Here is a 23,622-nt window from a genome sequence, read left to right as displayed (position 1 = left end):
AGCGGCCCGGTCATTTCGGGTTGGCCAGTCGTTATTGACCGTAGCGCGGCCCGTTTTCCAGAAAAGCGAGCTCCTCGGCTGTGGATTCGCGGCCGAGTGCGGCGTTTCGATGCGGATAACGCCCGAAGCGCTCGATGATGTCGGCATGCTCGCGGGCGTACTTCAGAAAACTCTCGGCGGCGGGGTGCTCGGGAAAGTCCGCCGCCAAACCCTCGAACTGCTTGAGCGACTGCTGCTGCGCCAGCGGATCCTCGCTGTGCTCCAGCGGCATGTAGAAGAACCCGCGCTCGGCCAGGCCGTAGTGCCGGTCGATGCCGGCCGCGATGCCGGCAAGCGTCAGGGCAAGCGCCTGACCGTCGTAGGCAAAGGCTTCTGGCTGGCGGCGAAAGATGACGCGCGGCGCCTGATCCAGCGCCAGAACCAGGGCGAGGCGGCCCGCGGCTGAAGCCAGCCAGTCGGTCAGCCCGCCGCCGGCGGCGCGCCGCATGACCGGCTCGAAGTGTTCGCGCACCGCTCGATCTTCGGACGCCCCGGGGTTGAACCACAACCCCATGCGCTCGCCGATTTTTTCGGGCGTGCGGCGGGCCTCCCCAAACCAGAACTGCAGCAGTTCTTCTGAGGTTGGCAGACCGGTCATGCTGTCAGAGCAGCAGGCTCGATGAGCTGACGTTGCAATAACAGCGAGGCGTTCAGCCCTTGGGGCCGAGCAGCAGCCACAGAATCAGGCCCAGCAGCGGCAGAAACAGCAGGATCAGGATCCACAGCACCTTGGCGCCGGTGCCGGCACTGCTCGAGGCGGTCTTGACGATGGCCCATATGATGATGATCAGCCAGATCAGGCTGAGCAGACCGGTGACTTCAATTCCCATGGCGTTCTCCTGTTTCCCTGACGTCGCGGATGACGAGAATCAAGCATCGGTGCTCAGCCCGCCGCCGTCAAGTGCCAGGTTTGCAAACCTGACCAGGGCGCAAACCTGCTATCGTCAAGTGCTCAACGCACCGGCGAGTACTGCATGCGACATTTTCTCGATACCATCGATTTACCGCGCGCTGAGCTGCAGGCGCTGCTTGACCGCGCCCGCCAGTGGCGCAACGGTGAATCGGGGCGTCCGCTGGCCGGCAAGAGCGTGGCGCTGCTGTTTCTCAACCCGTCGCTGCGTACGCGCGCGTCCTTCGAAGTCGGCGTCCACGAGCTCGGCGCCCACGCCGTGGTGCTCGAGCCCGGTCGTGGCGCCTGGGGCATCGAGTTCGAACCCGATGTCGTCATGGACGGCGACGCCGAAGAGCACATCGCCGAGGTCGCCGGCGTGCTCTCGCGCTACTGCGACGCCATCGCGCTGCGCGCCTTTCCCTTGTTCAAGGACTGGCAGGAAGATCGCCAGGACAAGGTGATTCGTGCCCTGGCCCGGTATTCGAGCGTGCCGGTCATCAATATGGAAACCATCGTCCACCCCTGCCAGGAACTGGCGCTGATGCGCACCATTCAGGACCATCTCGGCGCGCCCGACGGCAAGACCTTCGTGATCACCTGGACCTGGCATCCGCGGCCGCTCAACACGGCGGTCGCCAACTCCGCGCTGCTGATCGCCAGCAAGTTCGGCATGAATATCCGTATGCTCGTTCCCGATGATGCCTACCGCCTCGATGAACGGTTCATGAGCGCCGCCGAGCGCCAGGCGGACGAGTCGGGCGGCTCCCTGCAAGTGACCACCGACATCGAAGCCGCCTACGCCGGCGCGGACTTCGTCTACGCCAAGAGCTGGGGCGCGCTGCCCTTCTACGGCCGTCCGGAAGAAGAAGCAAAACTGCGCGCGCCGTATCGCCACTTCATGGTCGATGAGCAGAAGATGGCGCTCACCGACAACGCCCGGTTCAGCCACTGCCTGCCGCTGCGGCGAAACATCAAGGCCACCGACGGCGTCATGGACGCCGACTATTGCGTGGCCCTCGACGAGGCCGAAAACCGCCTGCACGTGCAGAAGGCGCTGATGGCCGAGTTGATCGGTTAGGTGCTGGTGCGTCATCGGCCCGCGTTGGCCGGGCGGCTGGGCCGCCATGCCGCCTGGAACGCCGCCGAGGTCACAACCCCTCGATGCCCCGGCCCCAGACCGTAGGTTGCGGTTACATCCGCGACGGACGACATTCGGGGCCTTGTTCACACATCAGCCATGTGTGTTTCGATCGTCCAGGTCGTCTGGCGCCACCGGGCGTTTTGGTGGCTCCGACACGTCAAAGACGTTCCGCCCGCCATCAGCCTGCGAAGCAGGCGGGCGGAACGCCCTTGACTTGGATCTTGATTTTGATCTTGACCCGTCGAAACCACTTGTTTTGAGCCCGAACCTGTGGCAGGTTAGCGCCATGATGATCGAAGCCATCGCACTGACCCTGATCGACACCCTGCGCCCCGGCCGCCTGCCGCGACGCCTGCGTCGTCGTGCCTCGCATTCGGGCCAGGGTGTGCGTTAGTCGTATCAAAGCTTCAACCAGACGAGACTGACACGAGAAACCCGGCCGGACCCGCCGGGTTTTTTTGTGTCCGACAACCGGAAACAACGAACACGGGATGACCGAACAATGAGCAAACGCATCGTGCTTGCCTTCTCCGGCGGGCTGGACACCAGCTATTGCGTTCTGGCGCTGAAAAACCGGGGCTTCGAGGTCCACACCGCCTTTGTCGACACCGGCGGCATCGGCGCCGAGCAAAAGGCCTGGATCGGCGAGCGCGCCCGCGCCCTGGGTGCTGCGCGGCACCACGAGCTCGACGCCAGCCAGCCGCTGTGGGACCAGTTCGTGGTGCCGCTGTTGTACTCCGGTGCACGCGTGCTCGAGCAGTATCCGATGCTGTGCTCTGATCGCTACGTCATCGTTGAGCAGTGCCTGAAGCTGGCCGACGAGCTCGGCACAAAAAATTTCGCCCACGGCTGCACCGGCATGGGCAACGACCAGCTGCGCTTTGATCAGTCGGTGCGCTCGCTCGGCGACTATGTCATCCACGCGCCCATCCGCGAGCTGCAGCGCGAGACTCGCAACGTGCGCGCCCACGAGCTGGAATTGATGGCCGAAGCCGGCGTCGAGGTGCCCGAGTCGGCCAGCCGTTACTCGATCAACGAAAACCTGCTGGGCGTGACGCTTTCGGGCCAGGAGATCGATCACTTCGGCGTGCCCGGTGAAGATACGCACGTGTGGTGCAAGCCGCGGGCGCAGTGGCCGGCGGAAAAGCTGGAGCTGACCATCGGCTTTCAGGCCGGGCGTCCCGTGAGCCTGAACGATGAGCGCCTCGAAGGCCCGCGGTTGCTCGCCGAGCTCAACGCCCGCCTGGGCGCCTGGGGCGTTGGTCGGCATATCTATACCGGCGATGTCTCGATCGGGCTGAAAGGACGCATCGTGTTCGAATGCCCCGGCATCGACGGGCTGATGGTTGCCCAGCGCGCGCTGCGTGAGGCGGTCAATACGCGGCTGCAGAATCAGTTCCACGCCACCGTTGCCCAGCGCTGGGCCGAACTGGTCTATACCGGCTTTTTCTTCGAGCCGCACAAGGCCGACCTCGAGGCCTATCTGGCATCGGCCAACGAGCACGTCACCGGCGTGGTCCGCCTGGCCAGCGAAGGCGGCAGCGTTCAGGCCGTGGCGCTGGGCTCGCGCTACCTGCTCAAGGATCCTGACGCCGTCTACGCCCAGTCGGCTGCCTGGACGCCCGAGGAGGCGGAGGGCTTCGTCAAACTGCTGGGCCAGTCATCGACCCTGGCGGCCCGGGTCCGAAACGAAACCTGAAAACGCAAAGACGCGAAGACGCAAAGAAAACAATGGAACTACGGAAGGCACGGATGAAAGCAGGGGTGGACCAATCGAAGGTCTCGAATGTGCACACCGGTTCCGGCGCTCGCTGTTGTGGTAACGAATCCGCTCTTGCCGTGAATGCCGTGCCTTCCGTGGTTCCCGTTTTCTTGTTTTCACCCTTTGCGTCTTGGCGTTGAAAAGGTTCTGAAAGCCATGCCCGATAGACTTCTACGCCACCTGGCCAGGCTGATCGCGTGCGACAGCCAGAATCCGCCGCGCGCGATCACGCCCGAGGCCGACATGTTCGTCCATGCCCGGGGCGTGCTGGAAAATGCCGGTTTCGAGGTCGCCATGACCGACTACGGGGACGGGCACGTCAACTTGTTTGCCGTGCGCGGCAATCCACCGGTGCTGTTCAACTGCCACCTCGACACCGTGCCCGTCGGCGAGGGCTGGACGAAGCCGCCGCTGGATCTCACCATCGAAGGCGACAAGGCCTTCGGCCGCGGAGCCTGCGATATCAAGGGCGCGGCCGCGGCGCTGCTGACCGTGGCCGAGTCCGGTGATGCGCCGATGGCGATCCTGTTTTCCTCCGACGAGGAAGGCGCCGGCGGCTGCTGCGTACGCAATTTTCTCGAAGACCCGGCCAATATCCGCTTCGATCAGGTGGTGGTCTGCGAGCCCACGGGCTGTCAAGCGGTGCTTGCCCACCGCGGCTTCCTGTCGGTCAAGGGGCGCTTTGCCGGCATTGCCGGGCATTCCTCGGAAGGCCGGGCGCTGGCCGACAGCGCGATTCATCGCATGGCGCGCTGGATCGATGCCGCCCTCGACTACTGCGAGAGCGAAATGGCCGCCGGGCGGCCGACCTGCTTCAACGTCGGCCTGGCCTCGGGCGGCACCAAGTCGAACGTGATCGCCGGCGAGGCCCGGCTGCACTATTCGGCCCGGCTCGGCCCGGGCCAGTCCAACGAAAGGCTGCTCGCGCATCTGTCGTCGCTTGGCGGCGCCGAGGAGCACGCCAGCTGGCACGTGCCCTTTTCGGGGCCACCCCTGCCGGCCGCCGGGCAGAGCGAAGCGCCGGTCCGGGCCTTTTGCCGCAGCCACGGCATTCCGATCGGCGAGCCGGTCGATTTCTGGACCGAGGCTTCGCTGTTTTCGTCCGCCGGCCTGCCGGCGCTGGTGCTCGGACCCGGCGATATCGCCCAGGCGCACACCGCCGATGAGTGGGTGGCGCTGGATCAGCTCGAACAGGCACTGAACATCTTTCAACGGATCGTCGATCATGGCTGAAGTCCGCCGCACCGTCATCGAGCTGCTCGGCCAGCTCGGCTCCAGCCGCGAGGCCAGGCAATATCTCAAGCAGTTCTCGCGCATCGAGGAGTCGCGCTTTGCCGTGGTCAAGGTCGGCGGCGCGGTGATGCGCGACGATCTCGACGAGATGGCCGCCGCCCTGGCCTTTCTGCATCGCCTGGGGCTCACGCCCATCGTGCTGCACGGCGCCGGCCCGCAGCTGGATGACGCCATGGCCGCCGCCGGCGTGCCGATCGAGAAATGCGACGGCCTGCGCGTGACCACCGACGACGTGATGGCCGTGGCCCGGCCGGTCATCTACCGGGCCAACGCTGCTCTGGTCGACGCCCTGGAAGCGCGCGGGGTGCGTGCCCGCGGGATTCTGCACGGCGTCTTCGACGCCCGGCTGGCTGATCGCGAGCGACTCGGCCTGGTCGGCGAGATCGAGCGCGTCGAGCTCGAGGCGGTGCGCCGCGCCATTGCATCGGGCTCGCTGCCGGTGGTCGCCTGCCTGGGCGAATCGCCTTCCGGGCAGGTCATGAACATCAACGCCGACATCGCCGCGCGCGAGCTGGTCTGGGCGGTCGAGCCGCACAAGGTGATCTTTCTGACCGGCACCGGCGGCCTGCTCGACCACAGCGGGCGGGTAATTTCGGCCATCAGCCTGCGCACCGACTACGACCACCTGCTGGCTCAGGACTGGGTGCACTCGGGCATGCAGCTGAAGCTCGAGCAGATCAAGGAAACGCTCGAGCGCCTGCCGCCGGACACCTCGGTGTCGATCACTTCGGCGCAGAACCTCACCCGCGAGCTGTTCACGCACACCGGGGCGGGCACTCTGATCCGGCGCGGCGAGGCCATCGACTGGTTCGATGCGATCTCGCCGGGGCAGCGCGAGCGGCTGAAGGTTCTGCTGGAGGCCAGCTTCGGTCGCAACCTGCAGCCCGACTGGCTCGAGCAGCGTGAGCCGCTCGGCCTGCTGTGGGCCGAAAGCGGCCGGGCCGCGGCCCTGGTCACCGCCGGCGTCGACGGCCTGCCCTATCTCGACAAGTTCGTGGTCACGCCCGAGGCCCAGGGTGAAGGACTGGGCGCGGCGCTGTGGCTGGCGCTCAGACAGCGGTTTCCGAAGATCTACTGGCGCGCTCGCGCCGGCAATCCCATCGCCGGCTGGTACTTCCAGCAGGCGCACACCACCCACCGGCAGGGCGAGTGGATTGTGTATACGCTTGGCATCGAAGATTTCGAACTGCTTGGCCGGCTCACCGCCGATGCGCGCCGGCGCGACTCGGGCTGGCAAGCCGCTTGATTCATGCACCCGGTACGACAAGAATGCCGGATGCGACGATAAAACGAACACGGGAGAATGAGCATGCATCGACTGGCCCTGATCGGCGGGCGCGGCCACACCGGCTCGGAACTGCTCGGCCTGATTGCGCGGCATCCGCACCTCCGCCTTGCGCTGGCAACCAGCAGCCAGGCCGGGCAGCCGATCCGTGAGTCCGTGCCCGACTGGTCCGATGCAGACCAGGCGTTTGCGGCGCTCGAGCCGTCCGGCGTTGCCGCAGTCGACGCCGAGGTCTGGGTGCTGGCGCTGCCCAACGACAACAGCGCGCCCTGGGTCGAGGCCATCGGCAAAGCACACCCTGATGCAGTGATTCTGGATCTGGGTGCCGACTGGCGCTTCGATGAGCACTGGACCTACGGCCTGACCGAGCTCAACCGCGACGCGCTCGATGCAGCAAGGCGCATCGCCAACCCCGGCTGCTATGCCACCGGCGCGCTGTTCGGACTGTGGCCGATTCGTCGCTCGCTGGCCGCGCCGCCGATCATTTTCGGGGTATCGGGCTACAGCGGCGCCGGCAAGACACCGTCGCCGCGCAATGATCCCGAGCGGCTGGAGGACAATCTGATCCCTTATGCCCTGAGCGGGCATGTGCACGAGCGGGAAATATCGGCCCGCCTGCGTCGCCCGGTGCGCTTTCAACCGCACGTCGCCCCTTTTTTCCGGGGCATTTCACTGACCGTTGCGGTGATGCTGACCGAGCCCCTGACGGCCGACGAGCTGCTCTCGACCTTCAGCGAACACTATTCGGATGAAGCCCTGATCCAGGTGGGCGGCGACATCCCCGAGATTCGCGAGGTGGCTGGCACGCCGCGCCTGGCCATCGGCGGTTTTACCGTGGACGCACGCGATCCGATGCGCGCCAGTTTCGTGGTCGTGCTCGACAATCTGGGCAAGGGCGCCGCCAGCCAGGCCGTGCAGAACATCAATCGGGCGCTAGGGCTCGATGAGTTGGCCGGGTTGATGGCAGGCGGCAAATGAATATCCAGCACCCCCGGGGCCGGGCGGCTGCGGGGGCGCTCGATGCAGGCCTCGCCACGCGTCGAACTGAAGCGAACGATCCCGCAGCCGCCCGGCCGCACTGGAGTCACGGAATCCCCAATGACTGACTACATCTGGAAAAAGGACGCTACCGGCGAGGTCGACGAGCGGGTGATGCGCTTTCTTGCCGGGCAGGACGTGACCCTCGACCGGGAGCTGCTGCCCTTCGACATCCGCGCCAGCCAGGCGCATGCCCGCGGTCTGGCGCAAATCGGCGTGCTCGATGACGACCAGGCCGCGGCCATGGTGGTATCGCTGGATGCGCTGCAGCAGGCGTTCACCAGCGGCGAGTTCGTGCTCGATGCGCGCTACGAAGACGGCCATTCAGCGATCGAGGCCTGGCTTGTCGAGCACCTCGGTGAAGTCGGCGGACGCATCCACGCCGGCCGCAGCCGCAACGATCAGGTGGCCGTTGCCATCCGGCTGTATCTGCGTGCGCGGCTGGCAACGCTGCGCGCAAGCTGCGCGGCCATCGCACGCGTGGCCCTCGATCGCGCCGCGGCCGAGACCATGGTGCCGCTGCCCGGGCATACGCACCTGCAGCAGGCCATGCCTTCGTCGCTGGGCCTGTGGTGGGCCGGGCATGCCGAGGCGTTCATCGACAACACCGAGCTGGCCGGCCGCATCTCCGACTGGCTCGACGCCAGTCCGCTGGGCACGGCCTCCGGTTTCGGCGTCAATCTGGCGCTCGACCGTGACGGCGTCGCCGCCGAGCTCGGTTTCCCGCGGCTGGTGGTCAACCCGCAGTACGCTCAGAACGCGCGCGGCAAGGTCGAGCTGCGCGCGCTTGACGCCCTGGCAGCCGCCACCGGCGACCTGCGCCGACTGGCGTGGGATCTCAGCCTTTATGCCAGCGAGGAGTTCGGCTATCTTGAAATCGGCAGCGGCTATTGCACCGGCTCGTCGATCATGCCCAACAAGCACAACCCCGACACCGTCGAGCTGCTGCGCTCGCTGCACGCCACGGTCGTCGGCGCCCGCGCCGAACTCGACGCGGTGCTGTCGCTGCCCTCGGGCTATCAGCGCGATCTGCAGGACAGCAAGCCGCCGCTGATCCGGGCGTTCGCGCGCGGCCTTGCCGGCCTGGCACTGGTTCCGGGCCTGCTGGGTTCGATCAGATGGCATGAAAGGCGCCTGCGGGATGCGATCAGACCAAGCCTGCATGCCACCGATCGGGCCAACGAGCTGGTGGGCGAGGGTCGGCCCTTCCGCCAGGCCTACCGCCTTGCCGCAGCCGAGCTGGATGATCTGGCGGGCAGAAGCCCGGAGGCCAGTCTCGAGGCGCGTGTGTCACCGGGCGGCTGCGCCGATCTTCTGCTGGAGCGTCTCGAGGGGCGCCTGGCGGAGTTGTCAGAGAGTTGATCGGGCGAGGATAAAGCGCGGCTGGGCGGCTATTTGTGGTTCGCTTATGCCCAGTCTCTTGGCTTCAGATAATCAGCGAGCTGCGCTTCCGGCGTGTCGGCTTCGGGTTGCCAGTCATAGCGCCAGTGCACGATTGCGGGCAGGCTCATGAGGATTGATTCGGTTCTTCCGCCGGACTGAAGGCCGAACAGGGTACCGCGGTCGTAGACCAGATTGAACTCGACGTAGCGGCCGCGCCGATAGCGCTGGAAGTCCGTCTCGCGCTTGCCGTAGCGGTGGCCCTTGCGTAGCTCGACGATGGGCTGGTAGGCGGCCAGATAGCCGTCGCCCACGGCACGCATGTAGGCAAAGCAGGTGTCGAAATCCCAGGTGTTGAGGTCGTCGAAGAACAGCCCGCCGATGCCGCGCGTTTCCTTGCGATGCTGGAGATAGAAGTACTCGTCGCACCAGCGCTTGTGTTCGACGTAGACGTGGTCGCCGAAGGGCGCGCACAACTCGCGGGCCGTGCGGTGCCAGAAGCGACAGTCTTCGTCAAAGGGGTAGTAGGGCGTCAGATCGAATCCGCCGCCGAACCACCACACCGGCGGCTCGCCTTCCTTCTCGGCGATGAAAAAGCGCACGTTGGCGTGGCTGGTCGGCACGTAGGGGTTGATGGGGTGCATCACCACGGATACGCCCAGCGCCTGAAAGCTGCGGCCGGCGAGCTCGGGGCGGCGCGCGCTGGCCGCCGCTGGCAGAGCCGCGCCATGAACGTGCGAGAAATTGACGCCACCCTTTTCGAACACGGCGCCGTCCTGGATTACGCGGGTGCGGCCGCCGCCGCCTTCAGGCCGTTCCCAGGCGTCTTCATGGAAGCGCGCCTGCCCGTCGCTGCGCTCGAACGCGGCGCACAGACGATTCTGAAGGTCGAGGAGGTAAGCCTTGACGCCTTCGACACTGGATTCGGAGCAGCTCATGTCAGGTAGTGAACACGCATGGTGAAGTGTGGGCAGGGATATTCGCCGTCCTGTGGGAAGCTGATCCCGGCCAGCACGGTCAAGCCGAAGCCTTCTTCTTTGCAGTCTTCTTCTTCGAAGCCTTTTTCTTGGCGGCCTTCTTCTTCGATGATTTCTTCTTTGTGGCTTTCTTTTTTGCCGCCTTCTTGCCTGCTGCTTTCTTGCCGCCGGCCTTTTTCTTGCCGAACTTGCCGCGGCGTCCCTTGGGCGGAGCCTCGGCCAGCATCTTCTGGCACTCTTCGAGCGTGAGCTTCTCCGGCTCCTGATCCTTGGGTACGCTGGCGTTGCGCTTGCCGTCGGTAACGAAGGGGCCGTAGCGGCCCTTGAGTACCTGGATGCCCTCTCCGCTGAACTCCTGAATGATGCGTTCCTTCATCCGCTGCTTGTGCTCGGCGATCAGTTCCAGGGCCTGCTCGAGCGTGACTTCGTGCGGGTCGTGTTCCTTCAGCGACACGAAATTGCGCTCGCCGTAGCGGATATAGGGTCCGAAGCGGCCGATATTGGCCTGAACCGGCTCGCCCTGATCCGTTTCGCCGAGGTTGCGCGGCAGCTTGAACAGCTCCAGCGCTTCTTCGAGCGTGATCTTGTCCATTTTCTGGCCCGGGCGCAGACCGGCGAACTGCGGCTTTTCGTCGTCTTCGGCGGCGCCGATCTGGGCAAAGGGGCCGTAGCGGCCCAGCCGGACGATGACCGGCTTGCCGGATTTCGGATCGGTGCCGAGCTCGCGCGCCTGCTGAGCCTCCTTGCGGCTGACCGTTTCTTCCTTTTCCTTGACGCGATCGATGAACGGCTGCCAGAAGTCCCGGAGCAGGGGCACCCAATCGTTTTCACCGCGGGAAATGGCGTCGAGCTCGTCTTCGAGGCGGGCGGTGAAGTCGTAGTCGACATAGCGATCGAAGTGCTGCGCCAGGAACTTGGCCACGACCAGCCCCGTGGAGGTGGGGATGAAGCGCCGCTTTTCGAGCTCGACGTACTCGCGATCCTTGAGCGTATGGATGATCGAGGCGTAGGTCGATGGGCGGCCGATGCCGAAGTCTTCAAGCGCCTTGACCAGGCTGGCCTCCGAATAGCGCGGCGGCGGCTCGGTGAAGTGCTGCTCGGGGCGCACTGCGATCAGTGGAATCTCGTCGCCTTCGTTGATTTCGGGCAGGCGGGTGTCCTTTTCGGCGCGGCCGTCACGATAGACCCGCAGAAAGCCCGGCTCGATCAGGGTCGAACCCGAGGCGCGGAAGGTGGTGTCGCCGACATCGAACTCGGCGCTGACGGTGTCGTAGACGGCCGGAATCATCTGGCTGGCGACAGCGCGGTTCCAGATCAGCTCGTAGAGCCGGTACTGATCGTCGCTCAGGCGGTTCTTGAGTTTGATCGGCGTGAGCTTCGCCACGGTCGGGCGAATGGCTTCATGAGCCTCCTGGGCGTTTTTCGACTTCGACTGGTAGAAGTTGGGCTTTTCCGGCGCCAGCTTTTCTCCGAACTCGGAGGCGATGGTCTGGCGAATCTCGCTGATGGCGCTGCCGGCCAGCGAGACCGAGTCGGTCCGCATGTAGGTGATCAGGCCCTGGCTGCCGCCGCCGGTATCCACCCCTTCGTAGAGCTGCTGGGCGATGCGCATGGTGCGGCTGGTGGTAAAGCCGAGCCGGCGCGCGGCTTCCTGCTGCAGCGTCGAGGTGATGAATGGCGGCTGCGGCCGCCGCCGGCGCTGGCTCTTCTTGACGCGAGCAACCTGAAAGCGGCCGTTGGCTGCCTGGTCGATGCGCTGCTCGAGCTCGGCCGCCTGTGCTTCGGTGGTGATATCGAACTGCTCGAGCTTGGCGCCGTCGAGCTTGACCAGGTTGGCGCTGAAGGCTTCGTCTTCGCTGGCGCCGAGGTCAGCTTCGATGGTCCAGTATTCGCGCGGCTCGAATTTCTCGATTTCTTCCTCGCGCTCGACGATCATGCGCAGGGCCGGCGACTGCACGCGTCCGGCCGACAGGCCGCGGCGCACCTTTTTCCACAGCAGCGGCGAGAGGTTGAAGCCGACCAGATAGTCCAGCGCGCGCCGCGCCTGCTGCGCATCGACCAGTGACCCGGCCAGATCGCGCGGTTCTTCCAGGGCCTTCTTGATGGCGCGCTCGGTGATTTCGGAGAACACCACCCGCTTGACCGTCTTGTTGGAGTTGGCGCCGCGTTGCTTGAGGATCTCGGCGATATGCCAGGAGATCGCTTCACCTTCGCGGTCCAGGTCAGTGGCCAGATAAATCGCGTCGGCTTTCTTTGCTTCGGCGACGATCTTGTCGACGTGCTTCTTGTTGCGCTCGATGATGTCGTAGCGCATGGCAAAGTCCTGTTCGGGGTCAACCGCGCCCTCCTTGGGTACGAGGTCGCGCACGTGGCCGTAGGACGCCAGCACCTTGAAGCTCGGGCCGAGGTACTTGTTGATGGTGGTCGCCTTGGCCGGCGATTCGACGATGAGTAGATTTTTTGCCATTTAAGCCAGTTTCTTGATGCGGCGAGCGCGGCCAGAGCCGTCGGTCGCGTTGGGGTGCCGCGGCGACGCCGCAGGCTCGGGTTGATCATTCTTGCGTGTGCGCCCCGGTCGTGCCGGGCATCCCCGGGGCGGTGGGTTGACGAAGGTGTCCGTCACCGGTGACACCGCGGTCGGGTTCGCCGGCGCGCTCAGTGCTGATATTCACCTTCCTGGTCGAACATCATTTCCTCCATCCAGGCGTAGTTGGCTTCCTGCCCGGGCTGGTTGAACAGCACCATCAGGACCACCCACTTGACGTCCTCGAGGTCGATGTCTCCGGACTCCAGCGCGGCCAGGCGATCGATCACCATCTCGCGTCGGAGCGGGTCGAGGACACCGGTATTTTCGAGGTACATGATGAAGCCGCGCGCGCCGATGTCCAGGCGGCGGCTCTCCTCGTCGGTGAACACCCGAATCGGATTATTCTCGTGGCCACCGAGTTCGGGCAGCCTGCGCTGCGCCGCCAGGCCGTCCAGCCAGGCAAAGGCGCGGTTGATCTCCCCGTTCGAAAACCCGGCCTCCTCGAGGCTGTCGCTGAGCGATTCCCGATCGGGCTCCTCTTCGGGCTCTTCGTAGATATAGTTCTCGAACAGGTACATCAGCAGATCGAGCACGTTTTCTTTCATGCAGTTCTTTCCTCAGGCATTGCGGCTATAGCGTCCGCCGGGGTGCGCGCTGACCTGGTCGTCCAGCTCCAGTATCAACAGCATCGAGGATACCGCCGCGGGCGTCAATTGTGAACGCTGGATGATTTCGTCGACCGGCGTGGGGTCGAAGCCAACGGCCTCGAGCAGGCGCTTGTAGTCCGGGTCACCCTCCATATGCGGCGACGAAGCCGATTCCTCAAGCCCTGAAGCGGCCGCGGGCGGAGCGGGCGCCAGCAAACCTTCGATTTCGCCGGCCAGCTCTCTGGCCAGCGGCGCAAGCTCCTCGACTACCTCGTCGGCGGTTTCAACCAGCCGGGCGCCGTCGCGAATCAGGCGATGGCAGCCGCGCGAGAGCGGATTGTGTACCGATCCGGGGATGGCGAACACCTCGCGGCCCTGCTCGCTGGCCAGGCGGGCGGTGATCAGCGAGCCGCTGCGCAGGCTGGCTTCGACCACGATCACGCCCAGACTCATGCCGGAAATGATGCGGTTGCGCGCCGGAAAGTTGCCCCGCAGCGGGCCGATGCCCGGCGGGAACTGGCTCAGCAGGGCACCTGAACCGGCAATGCGCCCGGCCAGATCGCGGTGCCGCGCGGGATAAACCCGGTCCAGGCCGGTGCCGGCCACGGCCAGGGTGGTGCCGCCGGCATCAAGGCAGCCGGCGTGGGCGGCCCCATCCACGCCTTCGGCCAGTCCGCTGGTGATGGTCAGCCCCGCCCGTGCCAGGGTGGCGGCAAACGAGCGCGCGTGCTGCAGGCCGCCGCTGGTGGCGTTGCGGCTGCCGACGATGGCAATCTGCGGCGCGACCAGAATGTTGGGGTCGCCGGCAACAAACAGCGCCAGCGGCGGATCGGGAATGCGCTTGAGCAGCGGTGGGTAGAGTGCGTCCTCGCGGGTGATCAGCCAGCGCCGCTCGCCGGCAAGCCAGGCGAGGCAGCGCTCGAGCCGGTCCTGATCGGGGTGACGCAGCTGCTCGATATGCCGCCGTGTCAGCCCGGCCTGGCGCAGCTGGGCCTCGCTGGCCTCGACGGCATCGAGCGGGTTCGGAAAGGCTGCCTCCAGCGCAGCCATTCGCCGCGGCCCGAGGCCGTCGACGAGGATCAGCTTGAGCCAGTCGGCTGCGCGCTCGGGTACGGGCACGGCCCGCGCGTCAGAGGCTCTGATCCGGGTGCTTGAGCACGTCGTCGACCTGGATGGTGTTGGCGCTGCCCTCGAGTACCAGAGCGTAGCTGACGTGCTCGAACGGGCGAAACACCATGATGCGCCCGGCAAACTCGTCGGGCAGGTCGACGTAGCGCTTTTCCGGCTCCCGGAACGCAGCGCGGCTCATCAGCGGAAAGCGGTCGTCACGCATGGTGGCGCCCGGCCGGAAGGCGGAGAAGGTATGGCCGGGTGCGATGCCGTCGGCCGTTCCCAGGTTGACGGCCACCACCTGATAGTGGCCGGCGCCGTAGTTGCTGCCGGTAATCGCGATGACGCGGCCGTCTTCGGGGCTCTCGTCCATGGCGCGCGGGTGGAAGTTCGGCTCGTAGACGTGGTCCTGGACCGGCAGGACAAAGTCGCCCTTCATGGTTTCATTGCGACCGGACGTGATCTCGATGATGGCGGGGTCGCCGGTCTTGACGACGCGGCCGCGGGCGGTTTCCCACAGCTCGTAACCAATCACCGGGTAGTCATAACGCTCCATCTGGCCGATGGTTGCTTTCCAGACGCCGCTGGCCGGGCGTACCTCCGAGCGCACCTGGCGGCCCTGGGTGTCAATCAGTTTTTTCTTGATGCGCACGTCGCTGTTCGGATTGACGCTGCGATCCTCGAACATGTAGTTGACGCGCGCAAGCACGACATCGTCGCCGACGCGGGCCGTGTCCAGGCCGCGTGCATAGGTGCGGTCACCCGGTCCGGCCAGCATGCGCTGTTCGTTGTTGGCGATGATGTAGGGCAGCTGCTCGTATTCCTCTGCCGAAACGATGCGCGGCGCCTTGAGAAAGGTCTCGATGGCCTCGAGCGGAATGGTCGAAACCGGACCGTCGATGGGGTCGCGCCGCACCTCCCGGGTCAGGCGCCGCACCGAGTCGTCGACCCGAAGCCGTGGCTCACCGCCGATGAAAGCCAGCGAGATGACGTCTCCCGGATAGATCAGGTGCGGGTTTTCGATCTGCTGGTTGGCATCCCAGATGGCCGGCCACTGCCACGGCCGGGTCAGAAACAGGCTGGCGATATCCCAGAGCGTGTCCCCCTCCTGCACGACGTACTCCCGCGGGTGATCGTCGCGCAATTCCACGTCCTGAGCCTGTACGGTGAACGCCGCCAGTACAATGGCGGTCAGAATAAGTATGCGTTTCACTGAAGCGACTCCCTCGAACGTTGCCCACAGGCTTGATTTTTCGCAGACTATCATAAACATTGTCATTGCAAAACGCACCTTTAAGCGGTTTTCTTGAAATCCCATGTCAAAACTCACGATTCTTCAATACCCCGATCCCCGGCTGCGCCGTGTCGCCCGTCCCGTCGACCAGGTCGGCGAACCTGAACGGACCCTGGCGCGCGACATGCTCGAGACTATGTATCACGCGCATGGCATCGGCCTGGCCGCGACCCAGGTCAACCGGGACATCCGCCTGTTCGTCATGGATCTGAGCGAAGAGCGCGATCAGCCACAGGTTTTGTTCAACCCGGAAATTCTCGACCGCAGCGGCAGCCAGGTGTGCGAGGAGGGCTGCCTGTCCGTGCCGGGGCATTACGCCGAGGTCACGCGTGCTGAAAAGATCAGCGTTCGCGGTCTGGATCTGGACGGCGAACCTTTCGAGCGGGAGGTCGACGGCCTGGCCGCGGTGTGCATTCAGCACGAAATCGATCATCTCGACGGCAAGATGTTCGTTGACTACCTGTCGCCGCTCAAGCGTCGCATGATCGGCAAGAAGCTGCGCAAGCAGCAGGGCAGCCGCGAAAAAGTCACGGCCTGATTCGTATGCGGATCATCTTCGCCGGCACGCCGGCCTTTGCCGTACCGGCCCTGCAGGCGTTGATCGACCGCGCGGCCTGGCGGCCGGTTGCGGTGCTGGCCCAGCCTGACCGCGGAGCCGGGCGCGGTCGCAAACTGCGCCTTGGCCCGGTCAAGCAGCTGGCGGTCGATGCCGGCATTGACGTGCTCCAGCCGGCGTCCCTGAAAGGCCATGCGGAGCAAGCCGCGCTGGCGGCGTATCAGCCCGACCTTCTGGTGACCGCGGCCTACGGCCTGCTGCTGCCCCCGGCGGTGCTGGCGCTGCCGCGCCACGGCTGCTGGAACCTGCACGCCTCCTTGCTGCCGCGCTGGCGCGGTGCCAGCCCCATCAATCAGGCCATTCTCCACGGCGACGCTGAAACCGGCATTTCGCTGATGCAGATGGACGCCGGCCTCGATACCGGCCCGGTGTTGCTGCAGAAGGCCACGTCAATTGGGCCAGAGGAAACCGCTGGCGAGCTGCACGATCGGCTGGCGCAGCTGGCCGCCGAGCTGCTCGTCGATGCGCTCGACCAGCTCGACGGCGGCCGCCTGGCGCCTGCAACGACACAGGACGAATCGCGCGCAACACATGCGCCGCTGATCAGCAAGAGCGACGCGCAGCTCGACTGGCAGCGCCCCGCCGCCGAGCTGGCGCGCATGGTGCGCGCCTATCAGCCCTGGCCGGTGGCCTTCGCGGAAGTCGACGGCCAGAACTGGCGCATCCACCGCGCCCGACCGGCGGCCGGAGATGCGCCGCCGGGGACGATCCTGCCCGAGAGCGCGCCGGAAGTGCTTGCCGTGGGCTGTGGGCAGGGCGTGCTTGAAATTCTCGAGCTGCAGGCGCCGGGCAAGCGCCCGGTGTCGGCTCGCGACTGGTTCAACGCGCGTCGCGCCGCATCGTGAATGCGACCCAGCAGGGGCCGGTAAAGGCCGATGGGGCCGCCCCTCGCCAGCTCGCGTCGCAAGCGGTTCTGGCGGTCATCGACCGGGGCCGCGCGCTCGATGTCGCGCTCCTGCCGCTGCTGGCTTCTCTGCCCGGCTCGCGTGATCGTGCGCTCGCCCGACGGCTGAGCCACGGCGTGCTGCGCGACTGGCCGGCGCTGGATTGGCTGATCGGGCGGCTGGTCGAAAAACCCCTGCGAGGGCGTAACCGCCGCCTGCATTTTCTGCTGGCCGTGGCGCTCCACGAGCTGCGCGACGGGCGCGAGCCTGATCACGCGGTGGTCCACGCCGCGGTGGCAGCGGCGCGAGCGCTGTCAGGCCCGCGCCTGACCGGGCTGGTCAACGGCGTGCTGCGCACGTTCCTGCGCCGACGTGACGCACTGCTGGCCCAGTTGCCCGACAGCGCCGTGTTCGCCTGTGGTTATCCCGGCTGGCTGATCCAGCGGATCGAAGCTGATCACGGCGCCAGCGCGAACGACATTCTCGCCGCCGGCAATCAGCCGCCGCCGCTGTGGCTGCGCGTCAATCGGCGAAAGACCGACCGCGATGATTATCTGGCCCGGCTCGCCGAGGCCGACATTGCGGCGCAAACGGTCCCTGGCTTTCCGGACGCGCTCAGGCTGGCCGAGCGGGCCGGGATCGGCCGCTTGCCGGGGTTTGAAGCCGGCCTGTGTTCGGTGCAGGACGGCGCCGCCCAGCTGGCGGCCGACTATCTGGATCTGGGCGCGGGCCAGCGCGTGCTGGACGCCTGCGCCGCACCCGGCGGCAAGGCGGCCCATATCCTCGAGCGCCACGGCGTTGACCTGACCGCCCTGGATGTCGACGGCGAGCGCCTGGCCCGCGTGGGCGACGGACTGGCGCGGCTCGGTCTGGAGGCCCGCCTGATGACCGGCGATGCCGCACAGCCGCAAGACTGGTGGGACGGCCAGCGCTTCGACCGCATTCTGGTCGATGCCCCCTGTTCGGCCAGCGGCGTCATTCGTCGACACCCCGATATTCGCTGGCTGCGCCGGTCCGAGGATATCGCGCGCCTGGTGCAAACCCAGCGGGAGATCCTCGACGCGCTGTGGCCGCTGCTGGAGCCTGGCGGTATCCTTGTCTATGCCACCTGTTCGCTCTTGAGGGTCGAAAACGACGAGCAGGCCCGCACTTTTCTGGAGCGCCATGCAGATGCCCGAGCCATCGACAACAGCGACATGCCCGGTCGGTCCATGGGCCCGGGCCGCCAGATTCTGCCTGGTGAGCATGGCTGTGATGGTTTCTATTACTTTGCCGCTCGCCGGATGCCGGAGTGATGCAGCCGCCGACTGGCGGGTTGATTTCATCGCCCCGCAGCTGCGCTGGACCGGCGAGGGCCTGGACTTCATTGCCGGCGTTGATCTCGACCCCAGCCCGGCGATGCTCGAAGCGCTCGAGCGCGGCGTCGACCTCACCTTTCTGGTGGCCCTGCGCGCTTCCTCGGGGCGGGTCTGGCTGCCGGGCCTGGACGAGCGGCGGCGCCATCGTTTTCGCATCAGTTATCTGCCGCTGAGCCGCCACTATCAGCTGCATGATCTGCATAACGACACCCGCCAGACCTTTCCCCGCCTGAATATGCTCATCAGCGAGCTGCGCCTGCCGCGCTCGTGGAGCATTCCGCTGGCGCCGGATGAGTCCGTTTCGCTGGTGCGGGCAAGGATTCGCCTCGACCGCACGCGCCTGCCGTCGCCGATGCGGTTGCCGACCTGGTTCGAGGCGCAGTGGCAGCTCGACAGTGACTGGCAGCCGCTGACTCCGGGCGAGCGCCGGCCGAATCGCCCGGCGGAGGCCGCTGAATGATCGGACGACGGGGGCGGCTGCGCGTTCTGCGGGCGATTCCCATCGCTGCGGTGCTGGTGCTGCTGCTGGCGGCCCTGTATCTGGTCTCGACCGTTGAGCAGGAGGCCACCCAGCTGGGCCGGCTGGCGCAGTGGATCTTTGCGCTCACCGGCCTGGCCGTGCTGGTGCTGCTGGGCGTCATCATCGGCCGCGCCGTGCGCCTGATTCAGCGTCTGAGGGCTGATGAGCCCGGTGCGCGACTGACCGCCCGGCTGGTCGCGGTTTTCGTTGCCTTGACGCTGCTGCCGGTGGTGATTCTGTATCTGTTTGCCATGCAGTTTCTCAGCGATACCATCGAGGGCTGGATGGACACGCGCGCCGAGCAGGCGCTGGCTGATTCCATCGAGCTGGGGCAGATGTTTCTCGATCTGCGCACGCGCGATGCCCGCGACGAGATCCGGCGACTGGCCGAACAGATCGATCCCGGCGATGAGGATCGCCTGTTCCGGCGACTGCTGCGACACGTCTCCAGCGCCGGGCCGACCGATCTGGCGGTGCTCGACGGCTCCGGTTCGGCCACGGTCAGCGCCAGCATCGACCCGGGGCGAATCGTGTCTCAGCGCCCGGGAGACTTTGCGCTCACCCAGGCGCTCGAGGACGAAGAGTATGCCGCCGCCGAACCGTTTGCTGATGGCATCCGGATTCGGGTGCTGCGCACGCTCGGCAGCCCCACGCTCGGCGGCGACACCCTGATTCTTCAGGCGATCTATCCGCTGCCGGCGCAGTTCAGCGAGCTCGCCGATCGCATCGAGTCGGCTTACCACCGCTATCAGAACGTGACCTATCTGCGGGTTCGGCTGCAGCAGAGCCTGATCCTGATTCTTTCGCTGGTGCTGCTGCTGACCGTGCTGCTGGCCATGCTGCTGGCCTTCAACGCCGCCCGTCGGCTGACCCAGCCCATCCGTGAACTGGCGCAGGCGACCGAAGAGCTGGCCGCCGGTCGTTTTCCGCATGACTTGCAGGTCACCAGCCGCGACGAGCTGGGCTTTCTGGTGCGCTCGTTCAACACCATGACGCGTGAGCTTGCCAGCAGCCGCCAGCAGCTCGAGGCGCAGCGGCGCTATCTGGAGATCGTTCTCGGTCGGCTTTCAGCCGGCGTGCTCGCCATCGACGTCAACAATTGCATCAGCGCGTTCAACGACTCGGCGGCACGGATTCTCGATCTGGATGCCGCGCATCACAGCGGCCGCCGGCTTGCCGAGCTGGCCGTCAGCCGTCCGGATCTGGCGCCCTTGATCGAGTTGATCGTCGAGCGCCATGCCGCTCCCGGCAGCGACTGGCGTCAGGAAATCAAGCTGGGCGAAACCGATCCCCCGCTGGTGCTGGTCTGCCGCGGCTCCGACCTGCCCGACGAAGCCGGTGGGCATGTGGTGGTCTTCGACGACGTCACGGTGCTGGATCAGGCCCAGCGCGAAGCCGCCTGGGCAGAAGTCGCCCGCCGCCTGGCGCATGAGGTCAAGAATCCGCTCACGCCGATCCAGCTGGCGGCCGAGCGTCTGGCCTGGAAGCTCGAGCCGGTGCTGCAGGAACCGCAGCGCGACCTCCTCTCGCGGGCGACGTCCACCATTCGCGCACAGGTCGACGCCCTGCGCCGGCTGGTCGACAGCTTTGGTGACTACGCGCGCCCGGCGCGGCTCAATGCCGAGTCGGTGGATCCGGCCGGGGTCATCCGTGAGGTGGTCGATCTTTATGCCAGCGGCGATATGCCGATCAGTTTCGATCTGATCGAGCCCGACCCGCCGCTGAGCATCCTGGCCGACCGCGGACAGTTCCGCCAGCTGCTGATCAACCTGGTGCGCAACGCCCAGGAGGCGCAACGCGAGCAGCGATTGGCAATTCAGATCCGGATCGAACCGGCTTGTGGCGACAATGGGCAGCCGGGGGTGACCATCCTGCTGCGCGACAACGGCCCGGGCTTCTCGTCGGAGGTGCTGGCCCGGATCTTCGAGCCCTACGTGACCACCAAGCCGCGCGGTTCGGGCCTGGGGCTGCCCATCGTGCGCCGGATCGTCGAGGACCACGGTGGCCACATCACCGTGGCCAACGCAGAAGCCGGCGGCGCCGAAGTGAAATTATGGCTGCCGGCCGGATGATCGTTCGCCGGCTGAGGTATCCTCTGGATCCCGAATCGGTGCCAGAATGACGCCATGAGCAGTGCACGCATCCTGATCGTCGACGACGAACCCGATATCCGCGAAATGATCGGCGAGATTCTGCGCGACGAGGGCCACGAGCCCGTCGTCGCCGGCAACGCCGCCGAAGCGCGTGAGCGCCTGCGCGAGGCCGCGCCCGAGCTGATCCTGCTCGATGTCTGGATGCCCGATACCGACGGCATCAGCCTGCTGCGCGAATGGCGCGATGCGGACGTGATCCGCTGTCCGGTGGTGATGATTTCCGGCCACGGCTCGGTGGAAACCGCAGTGGAAGCCACGCGCCTGGGCGCTTTCGATTTCGTGGAAAAGCCGGTCTCCATGGCGCGGCTGATCGTGACCATCGACAATGCTCTGGAGGCCGGTCGGCTCAGGCGCGAGAACGAAGGGCTCAAGCGCAGTCAGCCCGCCGTGCTCGAGCCGCTGGGGCGTTCGGCAGTGGTGCAGCAGCTGCGGCAGCGGCTCGAACGGGTGGCCCAGCACGAAGCGCCGGTGCTGATCACCGGCGAGGCCGGCGTCGGCAAGCTCGAGGCAGCGCGCTGGATTCATGCGCACTCAGCCCGCGGCGAAGGCCCGTTCGTCAGCGCGGCCACGCGGGTCGATGCCGCGTCGTTCCAGTCGATGCTGCACGGCGCGCATGACGAAGGCCTGCTGGCCGAAGCACAGGGCGGCGTGCTGTTCATCGACGACGTGTCGCGGCTGGACCCGGGCGCGCAGACAGCCCTGCTCAAGGTGCTGGAGCTGGGCCGGGTCAACCCCGACCGGCCCGACAGCGCGGAGCTGGATCTGCGCGTGATCGCCGGCACCAGCCAGCCGCTGGAAAAGCGGGTGCGCGAAGGGCGCTTCGATGAGTCACTGTTCTATCAGCTCAACGTGCTGCCGCTCGACGTGCCGCCGCTGCGTGAGCGCCAGGAAGACGTACCCGATCTCATTCGCTTCTATGCCGAGTACTATCCCGGGCGTGACGGCACGCCTTATCGGCATTTTCCGGTGGCGGTGCAGAATCGCCTGCGCCAGTACCACTGGCCGGGCAATCTGCGCGAGCTCCGCAATCTGGTCCAGCGCCTGCTCATCCTCGGCCATGGCGAAGAGGTGACGGTCGCTGAAGTGGAGGAAGCGCTGGCGCAATCAGACACCGGCGAGACCGTTGGCGACCGCAAGATGCCGGCGCTCTATGGCATGCCGCTACGCGAGGCGCGCGAGGAATTCGAGCGCCAGTATCTGACCTTCAAGCTCCAGTCGGTGGAAGGCAGCGTCGGCAAGCTGGCCGAGATTGTCGAGATGGAGCGCACGCATCTCTACCGCAAGCTCAAACAGCTGGGCATCGACCCCAAGCAGGTCTAGCGGGCCATGCAGATCATCATCCTCGGCGCAGGACAGGTGGGAAGCGGGATGGCCCGCAGCCTGTCGGCCGAAGAGTTCGACATCACCGTCGTCGACACCGATGCCGAGCGCTTGCGCGAGCTGCAGGAAAAGCTCGATATCCGCACCGTGCTTGGCCATGGCGCGCACCCCGAAACGCTGATTCGTGCCGGCATCGACGACGCCGAGCTGCTGATTGCCCTGACCAATTCCGACGAAACCAACATGGTCGCCTGCCAGGTGGCCTATTCGCTGTTCAATACGCCGACCAAGGTCGCGCGCGTGCGCGCCAGCGACTATCTGGCCTATCCGGAGTTGTTCAAGCGCGACAGCACGCCGATCGACGTATTGATCAGTCCAGAAGGTCTGGTTACCAACCACATCCAGCGCCTGATCGACTATCCCGGCGCGCTGCAGGTGTTTGACTTTGCCGACGGCCGCGCCCAGCTGGTGGGCACGCGCGCCTTCCACGAAGGGCCGCTGATCGGCCATGAGCTGCGCGCCCTGCGCGACAAGCTGCCCAGCGGGGTCGACGCGCGGGTGGCCGCCATTTTCCGCAATGACGAGCCCATCATCCCGCAGGGCGACACCGTGATCGAGGTCGACGATACGGTGTTTTTCCTGGCTGCACGCGAGGATATTCCGGTGGTGATGCGTGAGCTCAGGCGCATGAGCGAGCCGGGGCATCGCATCCTGCTGGCCGGCGGCGGCAATATCGGCGCCAGCCTGGCGCGTCGCCTCGAACGCAGTCATCACGTCAAGCTCATCGAGCGCGACCCGGTACGCGCCGAGCGCATTGCCGAAGATCTCGACACCACGCTGGTGCTGGTCGGAGACGCAGCCGATGAGGACCTGCTGCACGAGGAGGGTATCGACGAGACCGACGTCTACTGCGCCCTGACCAATGACGATGAAGTCAATATTCTCTCGTCGATGCTGGCCAAGCGCCTGGGCGCGGACAAGGTCATCACCCTGATCAACCGCCCGGCCTACGTCGACCTGGTCGAGTCCGATCGTATCGACGTGGCGGTGAGCCCGCAGCAGGTCACCATCGGTGCATTGCTGACTCATATCCGCAAGGGGCACATGGTGCGCGTCCACTCGCTCAGGGGGGGCGCCGCCGAGGCCATCGAGGCCGTGGCGCACGGTACCCCCGGGCAGTCCAGGGTGGTCGGCAAGCGTATCGGCGAGGTCGACCTGCCGCCGGCGACCAGCATCGGCGGCATCATCCGCGGTGAGCGCGTGATCATCGCCCACCACGACGTCGTCATCGAGACCGACGATCACGTCATCCTGTTTGTTGCCGAACAGGCCTCCATCCGCCGCGTCGAGCGTCTGTTCGCGGTCGAAGCCGTTTTCCTGTAGCCG

19 protein-coding genes and 1 pseudogene are annotated in these 23,622 nt (G+C 66.1%); 13 read left to right on the top strand and 7 right to left on the bottom strand.

Annotated features, from left to right (window positions below; genetic code table 11):
• Window positions 1–31 precede the first annotated feature (31 nt).
• Both ACEWQZ_RS09400 and ACEWQZ_RS09395 read right to left on the bottom strand, forming a co-directional pair.
• Entirely contained in the window at window positions 32–637 is a 606-nt protein-coding gene (locus tag ACEWQZ_RS09400; RefSeq protein ID WP_476482833.1) for a DUF924 family protein, read from the bottom strand.
• A 52-nt stretch (window positions 638–689) separates the two neighbouring features.
• Window positions 690–869 carry a PLDc N-terminal domain-containing protein gene (locus ACEWQZ_RS09395; RefSeq protein WP_476482832.1) on the bottom strand — a complete coding sequence of 60 codons (180 nt, stop codon included), beginning with the start codon at window positions 867–869 and terminating at the stop codon, window positions 690–692.
• Between the two features lie 144 nt (window positions 870–1,013).
• Between ACEWQZ_RS09395 and ACEWQZ_RS09390 the strand changes: the two genes are divergently transcribed.
• The 6 genes from ACEWQZ_RS09390 (at window position 1,014) to ACEWQZ_RS09365 (ending at window position 8,812) form a co-directional block, all read left to right on the top strand.
• Entirely contained in the window at window positions 1,014–2,009 is a 996-nt protein-coding gene (locus tag ACEWQZ_RS09390) for an N-acetylornithine carbamoyltransferase (protein ID WP_476482831.1), read from the top strand.
• A 565-nt stretch (window positions 2,010–2,574) separates the two neighbouring features.
• Window positions 2,575–3,771, top strand: a complete 1,197-nt coding sequence (locus ACEWQZ_RS09385) for an argininosuccinate synthase domain-containing protein (protein WP_476482830.1) — start codon at window positions 2,575–2,577, stop codon at window positions 3,769–3,771.
• A 219-nt stretch (window positions 3,772–3,990) separates the two neighbouring features.
• A complete protein-coding gene (locus tag ACEWQZ_RS09380) occupies window positions 3,991–5,067 on the top strand; it encodes an acetylornithine deacetylase (RefSeq protein ID WP_476482829.1) in 1,077 nt (358 codons plus the stop codon).
• Entirely contained in the window at window positions 5,060–6,373 is a 1,314-nt protein-coding gene (locus ACEWQZ_RS09375; protein ID WP_476482828.1) for an acetylglutamate kinase, read from the top strand. Before ACEWQZ_RS09380 ends, ACEWQZ_RS09375 begins: the two co-directional genes overlap by 8 nt.
• 63 nt (window positions 6,374–6,436) lie before the next feature.
• The gene (gene argC, locus ACEWQZ_RS09370; protein WP_476482827.1) at window positions 6,437–7,390 is read left to right on the top strand and encodes an N-acetyl-gamma-glutamyl-phosphate reductase; all 954 of its coding nucleotides are present in this window, start codon (window positions 6,437–6,439) and stop codon (window positions 7,388–7,390) included.
• Between the two features lie 120 nt (window positions 7,391–7,510).
• Window positions 7,511–8,812, top strand: a complete 1,302-nt coding sequence (locus ACEWQZ_RS09365; RefSeq protein WP_476482826.1) for an argininosuccinate lyase — start codon at window positions 7,511–7,513, stop codon at window positions 8,810–8,812.
• A gap of 44 nt (window positions 8,813–8,856) precedes the next feature.
• On the opposite strand, the gene hemF is transcribed toward ACEWQZ_RS09365, so the two are convergent.
• From hemF to ACEWQZ_RS09340, 5 genes and pseudogenes are all read right to left on the bottom strand, one after another.
• Window positions 8,857–9,768 (bottom strand): oxygen-dependent coproporphyrinogen oxidase, encoded by a 912-nt coding sequence (gene hemF, locus ACEWQZ_RS09360; RefSeq protein ID WP_476482825.1) that lies wholly within the window; start codon window positions 9,766–9,768, stop codon window positions 8,857–8,859.
• A gap of 82 nt (window positions 9,769–9,850) precedes the next feature.
• A pseudogene (locus ACEWQZ_RS09355) lies at window positions 9,851–12,274 on the bottom strand (DNA topoisomerase I); the annotation flags it as partial.
• A gap of 188 nt (window positions 12,275–12,462) precedes the next feature.
• Entirely contained in the window at window positions 12,463–12,939 is a 477-nt protein-coding gene (locus ACEWQZ_RS09350; protein ID WP_476482824.1) for a Smg family protein, read from the bottom strand.
• Window positions 12,940–12,951: 12 nt separating this feature from the next.
• Window positions 12,952–14,100 (bottom strand): DNA-processing protein DprA, encoded by a 1,149-nt coding sequence (dprA, locus tag ACEWQZ_RS09345; protein ID WP_476482823.1) that lies wholly within the window; start codon window positions 14,098–14,100, stop codon window positions 12,952–12,954.
• Window positions 14,101–14,110: 10 nt separating this feature from the next.
• Entirely contained in the window at window positions 14,111–15,304 is a 1,194-nt protein-coding gene (locus ACEWQZ_RS09340; protein WP_476482822.1) for a LysM peptidoglycan-binding domain-containing protein, read from the bottom strand.
• Window positions 15,305–15,407: 103 nt separating this feature from the next.
• Between ACEWQZ_RS09340 and def the strand changes: the two genes are divergently transcribed.
• From def to trkA, 7 genes are read left to right on the top strand one after another with little or no spacing between them, the layout of a single operon-like run.
• Window positions 15,408–15,923: a peptide deformylase gene (def, locus tag ACEWQZ_RS09335; RefSeq protein WP_476482821.1), complete on the top strand. Its 516-nt coding sequence runs from the start codon at window positions 15,408–15,410 to the stop codon at window positions 15,921–15,923.
• 5 nt (window positions 15,924–15,928) lie between these two features.
• Entirely contained in the window at window positions 15,929–16,846 is a 918-nt protein-coding gene (fmt, locus tag ACEWQZ_RS09330) for a methionyl-tRNA formyltransferase (RefSeq protein ID WP_476482820.1), read from the top strand.
• Entirely contained in the window at window positions 16,843–18,180 is a 1,338-nt protein-coding gene (rsmB, locus tag ACEWQZ_RS09325; RefSeq protein ID WP_476482819.1) for a 16S rRNA (cytosine(967)-C(5))-methyltransferase RsmB, read from the top strand. The genes fmt and rsmB overlap by 4 nt, the downstream gene beginning before the upstream one ends.
• The gene (locus tag ACEWQZ_RS09320; RefSeq protein WP_476482818.1) at window positions 18,140–18,703 is read left to right on the top strand and encodes a DUF4390 domain-containing protein; all 564 of its coding nucleotides are present in this window, start codon (window positions 18,140–18,142) and stop codon (window positions 18,701–18,703) included. The genes rsmB and ACEWQZ_RS09320 overlap by 41 nt, the downstream gene beginning before the upstream one ends.
• Window positions 18,700–20,835, top strand: coding sequence for a sensor histidine kinase (locus ACEWQZ_RS09315; protein ID WP_476482817.1), 2,136 nt, complete (start codon window positions 18,700–18,702; stop codon window positions 20,833–20,835). The genes ACEWQZ_RS09320 and ACEWQZ_RS09315 overlap by 4 nt, the downstream gene beginning before the upstream one ends.
• Before the next feature lie 54 nt (window positions 20,836–20,889).
• Window positions 20,890–22,236: a sigma-54-dependent transcriptional regulator gene (locus ACEWQZ_RS09310; protein ID WP_476482816.1), complete on the top strand. Its 1,347-nt coding sequence runs from the start codon at window positions 20,890–20,892 to the stop codon at window positions 22,234–22,236.
• A gap of 6 nt (window positions 22,237–22,242) precedes the next feature.
• Window positions 22,243–23,619: a Trk system potassium transporter TrkA gene (trkA, locus tag ACEWQZ_RS09305; RefSeq protein ID WP_476482815.1), complete on the top strand. Its 1,377-nt coding sequence runs from the start codon at window positions 22,243–22,245 to the stop codon at window positions 23,617–23,619.
• Window positions 23,620–23,622: the final 3 nt, after the last annotated feature.

Source organism: Wenzhouxiangella sp. YN1 (assembly GCF_056324145.1).
The sequence above is the reverse complement of the archived record's forward strand: the minus strand, read 5'-3'. Positions and strand labels throughout refer to the sequence as shown.